The 14,501-nt window shown below is 51.6% G+C and carries 14 protein-coding genes; 4 read left to right on the top strand and 10 right to left on the bottom strand.

Going from position 1 to position 14,501, the window contains the following annotated elements; genetic code table 11:
• Positions 1-5: 5 nt before the first annotated feature.
• Both PsW74_RS11395 and PsW74_RS11390 read right to left on the bottom strand, forming a co-directional pair.
• The gene (locus PsW74_RS11395; protein ID WP_063286118.1) at positions 6-1,241 is read right to left on the bottom strand and encodes a multidrug effflux MFS transporter; all 1,236 of its coding nucleotides are present in this window, start codon (positions 1,239-1,241) and stop codon (positions 6-8) included.
• 173 nt (positions 1,242-1,414) lie between these two features.
• Complete coding sequence (locus tag PsW74_RS11390) at positions 1,415-2,242, bottom strand: AraC family transcriptional regulator (RefSeq protein WP_275078094.1); 828 nt, start codon at positions 2,240-2,242, stop codon at positions 1,415-1,417.
• A 291-nt stretch (positions 2,243-2,533) separates the two neighbouring features.
• Between PsW74_RS11390 and PsW74_RS11385 the strand changes: the two genes are divergently transcribed.
• Positions 2,534-2,914 carry a hypothetical protein gene (locus tag PsW74_RS11385; protein ID WP_153041635.1) on the top strand — a complete coding sequence of 127 codons (381 nt, stop codon included), beginning with the start codon at positions 2,534-2,536 and terminating at the stop codon, positions 2,912-2,914.
• Between the two features lie 309 nt (positions 2,915-3,223).
• The gene (gene typA, locus PsW74_RS11380; protein ID WP_057460772.1) at positions 3,224-5,044 is read left to right on the top strand and encodes a translational GTPase TypA; all 1,821 of its coding nucleotides are present in this window, start codon (positions 3,224-3,226) and stop codon (positions 5,042-5,044) included.
• Between the two features lie 50 nt (positions 5,045-5,094).
• Here the strand turns inward: typA and PsW74_RS11375 are convergent, their stop codons facing one another.
• The 7 genes from PsW74_RS11375 to PsW74_RS11345 form a co-directional block, all read right to left on the bottom strand.
• On the bottom strand, positions 5,095-5,700 hold the full coding sequence (locus tag PsW74_RS11375) for a TetR/AcrR family transcriptional regulator (protein ID WP_063286120.1): 606 nt from the start codon (positions 5,698-5,700) through the stop codon (positions 5,095-5,097).
• A 2-nt stretch (positions 5,701-5,702) separates the two neighbouring features.
• Entirely contained in the window at positions 5,703-6,143 is a 441-nt protein-coding gene (locus PsW74_RS11370; protein ID WP_063286121.1) for a hypothetical protein, read from the bottom strand.
• A gap of 147 nt (positions 6,144-6,290) precedes the next feature.
• The gene (locus tag PsW74_RS11365; protein WP_063286122.1) at positions 6,291-7,235 is read right to left on the bottom strand and encodes a sterol desaturase family protein; all 945 of its coding nucleotides are present in this window, start codon (positions 7,233-7,235) and stop codon (positions 6,291-6,293) included.
• 608 nt (positions 7,236-7,843) lie between these two features.
• Positions 7,844-8,452 (bottom strand): superoxide dismutase family protein, encoded by a 609-nt coding sequence (locus PsW74_RS11360; RefSeq protein ID WP_208987944.1) that lies wholly within the window; start codon positions 8,450-8,452, stop codon positions 7,844-7,846.
• 198 nt (positions 8,453-8,650) lie between these two features.
• Positions 8,651-9,586: a prephenate/arogenate dehydrogenase family protein gene (locus PsW74_RS11355; RefSeq protein ID WP_063286123.1), complete on the bottom strand. Its 936-nt coding sequence runs from the start codon at positions 9,584-9,586 to the stop codon at positions 8,651-8,653.
• An 18-nt stretch (positions 9,587-9,604) separates the two neighbouring features.
• Positions 9,605-10,702 (bottom strand): histidinol-phosphate transaminase, encoded by a 1,098-nt coding sequence (gene hisC / locus PsW74_RS11350; protein WP_063286124.1) that lies wholly within the window; start codon positions 10,700-10,702, stop codon positions 9,605-9,607.
• 32 nt (positions 10,703-10,734) lie between these two features.
• Complete coding sequence (locus PsW74_RS11345; protein ID WP_063286125.1) at positions 10,735-11,583, bottom strand: chorismate mutase; 849 nt, start codon at positions 11,581-11,583, stop codon at positions 10,735-10,737.
• A gap of 285 nt (positions 11,584-11,868) precedes the next feature.
• Between PsW74_RS11345 and PsW74_RS11340 the strand changes: the two genes are divergently transcribed.
• Positions 11,869-13,017, top strand: a complete 1,149-nt coding sequence (locus PsW74_RS11340) for a homoserine O-acetyltransferase (RefSeq protein ID WP_063286447.1) — start codon at positions 11,869-11,871, stop codon at positions 13,015-13,017.
• Positions 13,018-13,060: 43 nt separating this feature from the next.
• Positions 13,061-13,684 carry a methionine biosynthesis protein MetW gene (metW, locus tag PsW74_RS11335; RefSeq protein ID WP_063286126.1) on the top strand — a complete coding sequence of 208 codons (624 nt, stop codon included), beginning with the start codon at positions 13,061-13,063 and terminating at the stop codon, positions 13,682-13,684.
• A gap of 7 nt (positions 13,685-13,691) precedes the next feature.
• Here metW and PsW74_RS11330 read toward each other — a convergent pair whose 3' ends face one another.
• Positions 13,692-14,492: a class I SAM-dependent methyltransferase gene (locus PsW74_RS11330; protein ID WP_057460760.1), complete on the bottom strand. Its 801-nt coding sequence runs from the start codon at positions 14,490-14,492 to the stop codon at positions 13,692-13,694.
• Between the last annotated feature and the right edge of the window lie 9 nt (positions 14,493-14,501).

Here is a 14,501-nt window from a genome sequence, read left to right as displayed (position 1 = left end):
TGCTTTTAAGGACTGACAGACTGTTCTTCCACGTCTCGTTTTTTTACCGGCAACACAAACAGGAACAGCGCGAGAAAGGCCATCCCTGGCATCACAACGCCCAGAGCAGTCACAGGATCAGGCACAACAATCGCGGTAACCAAACTTCCCAGAAAACCACCCGCCATTTGCATGAAGCCCATCAAAGCAGAAGCAGCCCCTGCAATCTTGGGAAACGGCTCCATTCCCCGCATAGAGAGAGCTGGCAGGGCCATTGAAGCGCCAAAAGCAAACACACCAATCGGGATCATGATGCTCAAAAAGCTCAGGTATTCGAGCTGCGTGACTGTAAACAACGCCAATCCACCCAAGCCGCACAAAATCAGCGCAGGCCCAAGAAGCGCCTCTGTGCTGAACCGCCGTAGAAGCAGCCGAGTGGCCACGCCACCAGCAAAGAACGAACCTGACTGAAGCACCATCCCCATGCCGAACTGCAAAGGCGTCAACCCAAGCCGCTCAATCAAAACAAACGGCAAGACCGTCGAGAGCGTGTAGATCACGCCAATGGTAAACCCGAGGATCAGCGAGGGCTGCATAAACTCAAAAGACCTCAGCAGTGTCCAATAGGAAGTCGCCATCTGCCTGGGCCGAATAAGCTTCACATCTCGGTGGGAATTGGTTTCCGGCAAAACGGTGAGCGTTAGCAGCAGGATGAACCCGGCATAGATCACCATCAAAATAAAGATCGCCTGCCAACCAAACGCGCTGAGCGTTAAAGCACCAATTGTCGGAGAGATAGCAGGCCCGATCCCCAGCATCACGGCAAGCAAGTTCATAATCCGTGCACCAGCCTCACCAGAAAACTGATCCCGCACAATCGCACGCGCCACAGCGATACCACTTGAGGCACCAATCCCCTGGATCAGGCGACCAAGCAGCAACATCTCAATGTTCGGCGCCAGCCACGCCAAAAGGCTACCGAGCAAATACAAGCTGAAGAACCCGAGAATGACAGGACGGCGCCCAAACGCATCAGAAAGAGGCCCACACAACAGCTGCGCCAGCGTGAAGCCTGCAAAATAAACGGTCAGTGTCAACTTAGCGACAGCTGCCGTCGTCCCAAACACCTCCGCCAAAGTCGGCAGAGCAGGCGTATAAAGCGCCATGGAAAGCGGGCCAATCGTCACCAGCAACGCGCCAATGACAGCCGTACGACCAGCCGAGAGCTTATGCTCTGTGTGTGTACCCGTTGCCTTATTCATTCCCGAACCCCAAGGCAAGGCACTGAGCTATCCCGTATGCGCTTCACCAGTTTTCTTGATAATCATCAGATGCGCGGCAACTCTAGGAAAATTGCGTAGAGCGCACAACGAAAAACACGCGCCCTCCTTTCAGAGTGCGCGTGTCAAAAACCTATAAGCGAGCACATTATGCGTTACGCTAAAACACGAAACTTCGCTGCTTCCTGAGTTGGAGAGCTGCCAAAGAACCGCTTGAACTCACGGCTGAACTGCGACGGACTTGCATAACCAACCCGATAAGCAGCCTGACTGGCGCTCATGTTCTGGCTCAGCATCATAGACCGCGCCTTATGCAAGCGGATCGACTTAACGTACTGCAGCGGAGAAAGACCGGTAGCTCCTTTAAAGCCAGCATGGAAAGCAGAAATGCTCATACATGCCATCTTCGCCATTTGGTCTACGCTGAGATTTGTTGAGAAATCCTCGTGCAACACTTGAAGAACTCGCGCAATCCCTTGAGATTTCTCACTGTTCTGGAACAGCACCCTCAGGCTTGCACCGTACTCGGACTTGAGCACGTGATACAAAAACTCGCGATAGTACCCATCAGCGAGAATTTTAGTTTGTTCTTCGTTATTTAGCGTCTGCATCAAGCGACAAACAGAAAACAATGCCTCTTCAGACAGATGCGCTGGTCGACCGAGCGTTTCGCCATACTCAAACTCGAGAGGCTCTTGCTCGATAAGCAGCATCAACTCTGCCAAGACATTGATATCGATCGCCAAATTGACCGCATAGAGAGGCTTCTCAGGAGACGCTTCTACAATCTCAATCTCAAGCGGGATCGGAGAGACGAGCGCGGCATAGCTTTGCTGGGAATAGAGGAAACTCTGACTACCCAAATGGCCTCTGACCAGACCCTGAAAAACGATACGAATGCTTGGTGAATACATAACAGCGCGAGGCTTTGTCGCCGTTGTCATGCGAATCACTTCGACACATTCATGTCTGGTTGCACTCACACCCTCGCTTTGAGCGAGTGGGGCAAACCATTCTTCTAACCACTGTTGGGTTGCAAATTGCATTGGTTTTCCAACAACTTTTGGGATTACGCGCACAGGGGGTATTCTATTGTCTTTTAATCACCCACCACGAATAAGTTGGTGTAAATATTGGGGATTGCAATACCCAATATTGCGATATTGAATGGTATTAGATTGCCATATTCCTTTTTGTAGTCAAGCGACTGTCTTCGGATGGTGCTTACCCATAATTTATTAGTTAGCCTAAGGTCTAAATTAAAGGAGCATTGCTTGCATTTAGCTGAACTGTCTCACCTTGAACAACAGAAACAGGAGCTGCAAGCAAGCTTTCGCGAACGTGGCTACGCATTTCACCACCAAATCGACACGCCAGGCCGTATCTGGAGAAATTTATTTGCTGAGGCAGAAGAAATCTTTGTCGCTCTCACCTCGGGTATGTCTATAGGCATCAACGGCCAGTTTATCAATCTGGAGCCCTTCGAAGAGTTCTACATCCCTGCCGGAAAAAACTACGATATCGTCGGTCGCTGCCCCGATGAGTGCCAATGGATGCACGCCTACGACCTTGCAGAAGTCGACGTACGCTCCAGACTGGTAAGAAAATCCGGTTTGCTATCTGTCGATGATTACAACTTCATAAATGAAGAGTAAGTGATCTGGCACACTTTTGCACCGAAAGCCTCATATTCTAATATCCGAACGATGACTTATCAGCTAAACAGATGCTGAATTGCGTTCTTTTTCCGGCAAAGTCTATTCAAAAAACCAGGCTCACCAGTAAAAAAGTGAGCTCGACTAAATACTTAGCAGTTTTTTAGCGAGATGGTTTGAATTGACACAAAAATAGGATAGAAGAGCGCATCTTTCATTAGAGAAAAACCAGATTGAAGGAATGGCGTGGATCGGGCACCTCATGATCCTCCCACACGCCGCGACTTCCTATGGCCAGACGGAGCCACCATGAAACTTCGCAATATTGCGATCATCGCCCACGTTGACCACGGCAAGACGACCCTTATTGACGTCTTGTTGAAGCAGTCCGGCGTCTTCCGCGAAAACCAGCGCACCGAAGAACGCATGATGGACTCCAATGACATCGAGCGTGAACGCGGCATCACCATCCTTGCCAAGAACACCTCTTTGGTCTGGAACAACACACGCATCAACATCGTTGACACACCAGGTCACGCTGACTTCGGCGGTGAAGTAGAGCGCATTCTGCATATGGTAGACGGCGTTGTACTGCTCGTAGACGCAGCTGAAGGCCCAATGCCGCAGACCAAGTTCGTACTTGGTAAAGCGCTGAAGCTTGGCCTGAAGCCAATCGTTGCGATCAACAAAATCGACAAGCCAGAGCAGCGCGCTGACGAAGTACTGGACGAAGTGTTCGACCTGTTCGCAGCTCTTGACGCAAACGAAGAGCAGCTCGACTTCCCGGTTGTATATGGTTCCGCCAAGCAAGAATGGATGTCTCTTGAGCCTGCCGGCCCACAAGAATCCATGGCACCACTCTTCGACATGATTCTTGACCATGTAAAAGAGCCAGAATCCGAAGAAGGCGAATTCCGTCTCCTCGCAACAACAATCGAATCTGATCCGTTCCTTGGCCGCATTCTGACAGGCCGCATCGCATCTGGCGTTGCGACCCCGAACATGGCGATCAAAGCGCTGTCACGTGATGGCAGTGTGATCGAAACTGGCCGTATCTCCAAGGTTCTCGCGTTCCGTGGTCTTGAGCGTCAGGCAATTGAAGAAGGCGAAGCAGGCGACATCGTCTCCATCGCTGGTCTGACCAAAGCAACCGTGGCAGACACAATCGTTGCTCCTCAGGTAAGCGAGCCAATTCAGGCACAGCCAATCGATCCGCCAACCCTGTCCATGATGTTCCGCGTCAACGACGGTCCTCTGGCAGGTCAGGAAGGCTCCAAAGTTCAGTCCCGCGTTATCCGCGAGCGTCTGATGAAGGAAGCTGAAGGTAACGTTGCGCTGAAGATCGAAGAAACTGCAGAAGCAGATTCCTTCATCGTTTCCGGTCGTGGTGAATTGCTTCTCGCAATCCTGATCGAAAACATGCGCCGTGAAGGCTTCGAACTTTGCGTAGGTCGTCCTCGCGTTGTTTATCAGGAAGACGAAGCTGGTAAGCGTCTTGAGCCAATCGAAGAAGTTATCATCGACGTTGATGATGAATTCCAGGGGGCTGTTGTTAAAAAGATCACCGAACGCAAAGGTGAGCTTCTTGAAATGCGCCCATCCGGTGGCGGTCGCTCCCGTTTGGTATTCCACGCTCCAACCCGTGGCCTTATCGGTTACCAGGCTGAGCTGATGTCAGACACCCGCGGTTCCGCGATCTTCAACCGTGTGTTCCATGAATATGCACCTTACAAAGGCGCAATTATGGGTCGTAACACCGGCGTTCTGCTGTCCAACGGTCAGGGCGATGCTGTTCCTTACGCATTGTTCAACCTGGAAGACCGTGGCCCAATGATGATTGATCCGGGCACAAAAGTGTACCAGGGCATGATCATTGGTGAACACACACGCGGTAACGACCTTGAAGTGAACGTTCTGAAGGGCAAGCAGCTCACCAACATCCGTTCTTCCGGTAAGGACGATGCTGTTAAGCTGACCACCCCGATCAAGCTGAGCCTTGAAGGTGCACTGTCTTACATCGCTGAAGATGAACTGGTGGAAGTAACCCCAGAATCCATCCGTCTGCGTAAAGCACTGCTGTGCCCGCATGACCGTAAGCGCGCCGAACGCGCATCAAACAAAGCGTCTTAAGACTGCTTAAATTGATGAGTTATTTGAGGGAGGGCTTCGGCTCTCCCTTTTTATTTGGGCGATAGGACCTCTCCAAAGGCCTTCAGAAACACCACCAGTCCCTGTTCAAACTCTTCATCCCCCGGTGCGTCACCAACAACCAACTCTGCCACTTGCGGCAAAAGCTGCGGAATTGAAAGCGTCCCAAGCAACGCCAGAAACAGGTAGTGTGGCTCCAATGTTGTCGGCAACCGCCCCTCTTTTTGCAAGTCAGCCAACACAGCAATCTGTTGCGTATAATAAGCTTTCCTCTGGTCGGCATGCACAGGGCGATCACCTTCAAAATCCAACGCCTCCCTCATGAGCAACTTGAAGAAATCGGCATCACTTTTGTTGGCTTTGGACCACCCCATCAGCATCTCAGAAAGATCACCTGAGATACTGGAGCGCGTCTGCTCCCGTTCTTGAAACTGCGCGGTTAAAACAGCTTCAAACAGCAGCTCTTTGGACCCAAAGTGCTTATAAACTAGTGCTTTATTATAGCCTGCCCGATCTGCTACATGCTCCATCCGCACGCCATCGACACCACGGTCGATAAACTCCAGCAAAGCAGCCTTCAGGATATCTGAGCGGCTATTACCCCGCTTGGACGTACGCACTGGATTGGTCTGTTTCATACTCATTCCTCAATGGCATCCAGGTTTTTTCTCGTCATTCGGGCGATTCCTAAAAGCTGAAGGCTGCCAAACAACGCAACGACAGCTGAGACACCCCAGGCAATCACCCAACCATCACCACTCATCACAGTTGGCGCAAACATACCCAGCAAAACAGTTCCGATGACCCACCCGTAATCACCGAGACTGAACAATGTACCCCATGCTACCGAAGGCCTGCCCTGTTTTCCTTGCCACAACAATGCGCCTGCAAATACAAGCAAACCCAGCCCAACAAAGAGCCAGAGATTGGGGCCCTGCCAGTTTAACGCCGCAGAGACACGGTAAGGCATCCACACCATGACAACACCGCATATGGCAGAGAATATCGCATTGCCCAAAAGAGCCGCGCGCAAAAGACCTGTTGAACCAGTGCCCGATAGATTTCCAGATTCCGTAATCATGGTTCCCTCCAACCATAAGTAACGATATCGTTATTTATGGTTGGTTTCGACCTCAGGTCAACAGCACCCGCCTCAACTCCGCGTGAACAAGAAAAACCCCGACACACGTGTGCACCGGGGTTTTGTACCGATTACATAGAGTTACGGTTACTCAGCAGGCTCTTGCACCTTCTGCTCCTCCACTGTCCCAAGTTCGGCTGTCTTCACCGCCTGCTTCCGTTTCCAGTTCGCTTTGGCCTTCGTTGTGGTCATTCGTGAGTTATCAGGCGTCCATCCCGGTGTACGAAACATATAGCCGAGGACATCTCTCAGCGATCTTGCGGTCTTCAAATCCTTGACCATCGCAATCCATTCATGAAACGCCACAATCAGCAGGTTGTTGGTCTCAAGGTTCTTGCCAATACCGTAGCGCGGCGGGTCCTCTGCAACTTCCGGACTGAACGTCCCGAACATCCGATCCCAAATAATCAGCGTCCCCGCATAGTTGGAATCCAGATATCGTGGGTTCGTCGCATGATGGACGCGATGATGGCTCGGCGTGTTAAAGATCCACTCAAACGGGCCCATACGATCAACCAGCTCAGTGTGAATCCAAAACTGATAGAGCAAGTTCCAGGCTGCAACGAAGAAGATCATCTCCGGTTGAAAGCCGAGAAGCGCTATGGGCAAGCCAAAGATGAACGTCAGCGTGATTGTCCCCGTCCACGTCTGACGCAGTGCCGTTGAAAGATTATACCGCTGAGAAGAATGGTGATTGACATGGCTCGCCCAGAACCATCGATACTCGTGGCCAAAGCGGTGTTTCCAGTAATAGGCCAAGTCATAGAGCACAAAGCAGATCAGGATGGTCCACCAGTTGATAGGAATAGTCTCGATAAGACGATAGCCATAAATCCAGCTGTGCGCCGCATAAGACATAGATGTGCCTAGTGCGATCCCAGCGATGAGACTCCCAATCCCCATTGCCAGACTGAAAAACGTATCTTTGACTTCATACCCATCAATCCCACGCAGCTTTAAAGCCACACCTTCTACAATCATGAGAATGATAAAAAACGGCACCGCATACGATATAGGGTCAAAAAACTCCATTGAGATGGCCCTCCCAAACCGAACTCAAAACCCGAAGTGTACCCCACACCCACGGGCAAGTTACCTTAACGGTAACACACTCCTGTATATGTCATCAAACCCCGGCATAAGAACACCTTTCAACCAGTGAAACAGAGACCTCAGCAGCAAAGTGACGCCCAAAAACTTATCCCCCTCACCAGCACTTGCCCTAGGCTAAGTCCTGTGCCCACGCATTCGGGCCGGGGTGGACCGTCCATCCTGCGGCGTGGGCGGGGTTGGGCTACCGGCATGAAGTAACGTATCGTGTCGGGAGGTCCGGTGAAGCGCCATACCCTATTGAGACCACAGTGGTAGTAGGGAGTTTGGGGTCGTTCCGGAGGGCGTCCGGTGGTGGCAGGAAACTGCCAATGGTACGGGAACGTGTCTGTGATACGAAAACGTGCCAGTCGCGTCTGTCCGAGAGGGAGCCCGCGTGTTCATGAGAAAAAGCCCGGGCGAGGCGAACAGCCAATGCCGAAGAAACATACCTAACAAGTAGCGCAGGCAAAGCCTGTTCGCCTTGCTCCACCCGTCTAAACGGGAAGTTTCAGCTTCAACACTGCATGGAAAACCATGCGGTGCTAAATCTACTTGGTATCGCTTGCTGGCTCTTCAGGGTAGCTCTGGAAACTATCTGCATTTTGCTTAATCGGTACAATCACACCACAAGCAATCCGCCCTCCGGCATCACCAGTCGGTTGACTATGATAATCGTCCGGATCAGCATGAACAATCAACGCCCTGCCCGGACCACCAATGAGGCTGTCCTTGTCATCGGGAGCCAGGTCTAAGATTTCGGAGAAATACTCGACGACAATCTTTCCATTCTCGGGAACATGAAGATTTGGAAGATCGCCTGCATGCGGACCGTCAGGAACTTCAATCCCGTGCTCATGCCCTTCAAGTGCGAAATGCCCGCCTGCAGCCGAGAAAGTTGGCTCACAAAGGCCGGTTTCATGAACATGGAACCCATGCACACCAGCAGGCAAGCCATCAAAGGCCGCAGTAATATGGAGCGTCTGGCTCAAAGTCTCAGTCAACACCACACGGCCAACCTGCTTGCCATCAACGTCTTTCATAATGGCAACGGCAGTCGGCCCAGCAGGCACCTGATCTTCTTTAGAAGCCATCGCAGCAAAACTCGCAACAGCAAACCCGGCTGCAACAACTGCTGCCAATCCACTCAGCTTCATCATCCAAAAACTCCTGAAAGCGCTCTATTCACGCACAGAGTATTCAGCGTTGAGGCCACATCAAAATCACTCTTGAAACCTCGGTAAACCAACACCGCTTGCCCAACTGATAAGTTGACCAGTCTTGGTTACACCTTCAATAGAAAACCCGGATCAGAACCAATCTGACCCGGGCTAAACTCTTTCAAAACCAGCAAGATCTTATTCAGCCGGCTCGCCTTTTTCGTTCTCACGACCAAAGTTCGGCGCCGCAGATTCCTGACCTGCTTCAACAAGCTGATGGCGAATATCTTTGGTCCGCGCAAACAGCTTGAACAAGGTATCGCCATCACTCCACCGGATCGCACGCTGCAAGGCAGACAGATCCTCAGAAAAGCGAGACAGCATCTCAAGAATGGCTTCTTTGTTGTTCAGGCACACATCGCGCCACATGGTCGGGTCAGAAGACGCCAGACGTGTGAAGTCACGGAAACCGGAAGCAGAGTACTTGATCACTTCTGACTTGGTCACAGTCTCCAGATCATCAGCCGTACCAACAATGTTGTAGGCGATGATATGCGGAAGATGAGACACAACAGCCAGCACCAGATCGTGGTGCTCAGCATCCATGGTGTCCACATGAGAGCCACAGGCCTCCCAGAAGGCTGTCAGACGCGCGGTAGCACCCGCATCACTGTCGCTGTCTGGCGTAAGAATGCACCAGCGGTTCTCAAAGAGAGAGGCAAAACCAGCATCAGGACCGGAATACTCAGTACCAGCAACCGGATGGCCTGCAATAAAATGCACGCCGTCCGGCATATGCGGCTTCATTGCCGAAATAACGGAGGCCTTCACAGACCCCACATCAGTCACAATCGCACCCTCAGCTAAATGAGGGCCAATGGTTTTTGCCACGGCTCCACATGCACCAACCGGCACACAAACGATTACAAGGTCTGCCCCTTTTACGGCTTCTGCTGCGTCCAGATAATATCGGTCCCCAAGTTTCAACTCTTCCGCACGCTTCAGAGTAACTTCTGAGCGTGTGGATATAACAATTTCACCCGCCAGCTTTTCGCGGCGCATGATATGCGAAAGAGATGAGCCGATCAGACCGATACCAATCAGTGCGACCCGGCTAAACAAGGGTTCAGACATGGAGACCTTCTATTAGAACTACTTCAGAAATTCAGAGAGAGCAGCAACAACATCTCTGTTGGCTTCCTCACTACCGATTGACATGCGCAAGGCATTGTCAAATCCATAGGCTTTCACCTGCCTCAGCACACACCCGCGTTCCAGCAGGAAGGCATCCGCATCGACAGCCCGCTTCCCCTGTTCCTCAGGGAAATGGATCAGAATGAAATTGCCGACACTTGGCGTTACGTCAAGACCTAGTTTGGTCAGTTCGTTAACTACCCACGGCAACCATTCGTTATTGTGGCTAACTGCCTGCTCAATAAACGCCTGATCACGCACAGCAGCAGCGCCAGCTGCAATCGCAGCAGCATTCATGTTAAACGGCCCGCGAATACGGCCTAGCGCATCAATGATATGCTCAGGACCATACGCCCAGCCAACACGCAGCGCTGGCAGACCATAAGCCTTGGAGAACGTCCGTGTCATAACAACGTTTTCGGAATTCGCAACAAGCTCAATACCGGACTGATAATCATTCCGGCGCACATACTCAGCATAGGCCGCATCGAGAACCAGAATACAGGTCTTCGGCAACCCGGCGTGCAAACGCTTAACTTCGTCAAACGGAATATAAGTGCCGGTCGGGTTGTTCGGATTGGCCACAAAAACCATTTTGGTTTTCTCGGTCACACGTTCCAGAATGGCATCCACATCCGTTTTCAGGTCTTTTTCTGGGGCAACAACAGGTGTCGCACCAGCTGCGTGGATCGCAATCTTATAAACAAGGAAGCCGTGCGTGGTATAAATAGCCTCATCGCCTTCACCCAGATAGGCATAGGCCAGCAGGCTCAGCACTTCGTCAGAGCCACAGCCACAAATGACGTGATCCGGGTTCAGGCCGTACACTTCACCAATTGCTGTGCGAAGTTCGCCAGCGCTTCCATCAGGGTAAAACTGAAGCTCGGAAATGGTGCGGTAAGCTTCAAGCGCTTTTGGGCTCGCACCTAAAGGAGATTCATTGGAAGAGAGCTTATGTAGTTTATGGCCACCATTTGCCTTCGCCTTACCGGGTACATACGGATCAATTGCCAACACACCAGCACGAGGGACAGGGCGTACTACCTGCTCTTCCATCAACTCATTCCTTTATTCAAAAAACACGCAATTTAACCAACTGCGTCTGCTTCACTATCAAATTCATCATCTAGGTCAAGCGGCGCGGGGTATCCACCGACATATCTAAGTTTATCCGGCGTCGCCTCAGCAGCTTCAAAGAAAGTCGCCAGCTCCTGCTCGGATATATTCCCCGGAACAGCTAATAGCGCATCTACGCCTTCAAAACTGCGATAAAAACTCAACACTTCTATACCTTTGTGCATCAATGAGCTCGGTATAGCTCCCGTCCAGCGCACATCGTAAACACAAATATCCGGCTTCTCAGTTTCAGCAGTTTGAGCCGCAACCACAACAGCAGGCAGATCAGCAGGCCTGTCCTGAACAACCAAAAACGGAAGCCTTGCAATAATCGAAGGACCATTGGTGCCATCATCCCGGGCACCCATACCGCGCCACCAAGGCGTTTCTGCACGTTCTTCAAGCCCGATCACACCAAGATCGACCTGTGAATAATCAACCGCTGCAAGCACAGCAGAGGGGTCTATCTCGCGTTGCTGTTCAATGGCGTAACCAAAATAGAAGCGTGTCAGCTCACTCATTGCGAGTCGATCTGCACTTCCGTCAAGATGTACACGATAAGTTGTCTGGGCATTTGTGAGCGAAGAGATTATCTCACGCCAAATATGTTCCAATGACATAATAGGCAGAACACCGCGATGGTTCTCAACCAACCGCCGCATAATATCTGCTTCACGAGAGGGCCTAAAAACAGCATGCAAAGAACCTTGTTCAGCTTTTGCCGCAACAATATGCTCAATCAGGTCAGCACGCTCCATAAGCAAGGCATGCAATTTATCATCAACTTCATCTAGTTTATCGCGGACTTGAGACAAGCTCATTTTTGAATCCGAAACTGATGAAGACCCAGACATTGCACTAACCCACTCGAATTATTGAACAGAACCTATGTAAATTCATAGGAAACAACGACGGTGAAAGCAAAAGAAAACGTTGACACACTGCCAATTGGCACCTAGCAAAAACTCTCTTGCAATCCTTTAGAGGAACACCCAATTCGCCTTCACAACACCGCGGAAGAAAACATGACTGAGACTGCCAGCGCAAAACCGGAGAAGACTCCGAATATCTCACCCTCAACACAAGCCAGTGTTGCAGCGGCACAGATGGATATGCCTGCCAGCAAGCTCATGCGATTTGGTTCAGACAATCCTCTCCGGCTTGATGAAGGTACAGAACTCGCGCCTTGGCAGATTGCTTATGAGACCTATGGCGAGCTGAATGAAGACAAGACCAACGCCATTCTTGTGTGCCACGCTCTCACCGGCGATCAATACGTTGCCTCTGAGAACCCCGTAACCGGCAAGCCCGGCTGGTGGTCCATGATGGTTGGTCCTGGTCAGCCAGTAGACACCGACAAGTACTTCGTCATCTGTGCAAACGTGCTCGGCGGCTGCCTCGGCACCACTGGTCCTGCATGTACCAATCCGGAAACCAATGAGGTTTACGGGCTCGATCTGCCTGTCGTCACAATCGGCGATATGGTGCGCTCCCAGGCAAAATTGGTTGAAGCGCTCGGTATCGAAACTCTTTTCGCAGTTGTCGGCGGCTCCATGGGCGGCATGCAAGTGCTGCAATGGGCATCTGCCTATCCAGAAAAGGTATTTGCAGCTGTCCCAATCGCTGCAGGTCCACGCCACTCCAGCCAGAACATTGCCTTCCATGAGGTAGGCCGTCAGGCTGTCATGGCGGATCCAGACTGGTGCCACGGACAATATGCCAAAGAAGGCAAGCGCCCTATGAAGGGCCTGTCAGTTGCCCGCATGGCAGCCCACATCACCTACATGTCTGATGAAAGCCTGCACAGCAAGTTTGGCCGCAACCTGCAAGACCGCTCAGCCATCACATTCGGCTTCGATGCAGACTTCCAGATCGAAAGCTATCTGCGCCATCAGGGCATGACTTTCGTCGATCGCTTCGACGCAAACTCTTATCTCTATGTAACCCGCGCGATGGATTACTTTGATCTCGCAGCAGCACATGGCGGCAAGCTTGCAAACGCATTCTTACATAGCACAACCCGTTTCTGCGTCATGTCGTTCACAACGGACTGGCTTTTCCCAACTTCGGAAAGCAAAGACATTGTACGAGCCCTCAACGCAGCTGGAGCAAACGTCTCCTTTGTTGAAATCGAGAGCTCACGCGGACACGATGCATTCCTTCTTGATGAACCTGAACTGTTCAAAACAATGCGTGGCTTCCTGACAGGAGCAGCAAAAGCCAGAGGTATTCCCGCACCGGGAAATGGTGATTGACCGTAACACTGAGCAGTAAGCTTCATCAGAAAGCAGATTCATTATGACAAAACATGATTTGAGTAATGTACGCGGCGATCACCGAATTCTCTGCGATTTTGTAGCATCCGGCTCACGCGTTCTGGACATCGGTTGCGGCACTGGCGAACTTCTGGAACTGCTGATCGACACTCGCGGCGTTGATGGCCGTGGCTTCGACACCTCACAAAAAGGCGTGAATGAAGCTGTTGCCCGCGGGCTCTCCGTCGTGCAAGGCGATGCAGACAACGATCTTGCAGCCTACCCGGACGATGCTTTCGATTACGCAATTCTAAGCCATACGCTTCAGGCGACAATGGACCCGAAACAGGTTCTTGAGCAGTTGCTTCGCATCGGTAAGAAAGTCGTCGTGTCCTTCCCGAATTTCGGCCACTGGCGCAACCGTATGCAGCTGCTCTTCAAAGGCAGAATGCCCGTCACCGACTACCTGCCTTACGAGTGGTACGACACACCAAACATCCACTTCTGCACGATCCGTGACTTTGTTGCTCTCTCAGAAGAAGTCCATGCTAAAGTCATTAAGGCAGAAGCTTTGGATGCAAGAGGCCAGCGCATTGGGTTCAATGCACCATGGTGGGTCTGGAACCTGATCGGCGATCAGGCCGTCTTCCTTCTGGAACGGAAGTAATCAAAACTCAGCTTTCGCCCTCGTTGGCGAAAGTTCCTTCTTGCTGGCGACTGTGCCCGTTCATCGCCTGCGCACCAGCCGTCTTTCCATTTGGCAGAAAGACGGGCCGCAAGACCCGCGTCACGTGGCTCGCTTTCATCGGAATACCACGGTACACCTGCTTCTCAGCTTCAGTGACCAGCAACCCCGCAAACGCAGACCAGGCCACCGCCCCTAAACGCTCAAAACTGCGCGCATTCTTTAATACCATTCTCGAGTTCGTCGGCGGCACAAACAGCGCCTCTTCCCGCGACACAACTGAAAGGTGATGATTGCTCAGGAAGTTATCGAGCTGCGGTCTTGAATAAGGACGACCATACCCAAACGGTGAAACCTCTGATCGTGCCCACGCACCACGTCGATTGGGAACAATCACAATCACCCGCCCACCCGGAGACAAGACCCGGTAGACTTCATCCAACAACGCTCCAGGCTGCCCTGCCATCTCCAACGAATGCACAAGTAAGATACGGTCAATGCAGGAATCTGGAAACGGCAACTGACTATCTTCCATCAGGAAGGCTTTGTTTGGCACTTCAACTTCACGCGGCCACTTCACCACGCCTTGCGCAGCAGGCATTCCGGCAAACACACGATTGGTCTTCTTCAGGTAAGGCCTCAGATAAGGAGCGGCATAGCCAATACCCAGCAAACTCTGACCATGCATTTCTGGCCAAAGCATTTTCACACGGCTCCCAACCAACACCCGAAGCATCCGTCCAAGTGGCAGGTCGTAGAACTCTTTTAAGTGAGTAACATCAAGATACAACTGGTTCTC

It is taken from the genome of Pseudovibrio sp. W74 (assembly GCF_001623085.1).
In the GTDB taxonomy this organism is placed as follows: Bacteria; Pseudomonadota; Alphaproteobacteria; order Rhizobiales; family Stappiaceae; genus Pseudovibrio.
Note: the sequence above shows the minus strand (reverse complement) of the source record. Positions and strands in the feature narration are given on the sequence as shown.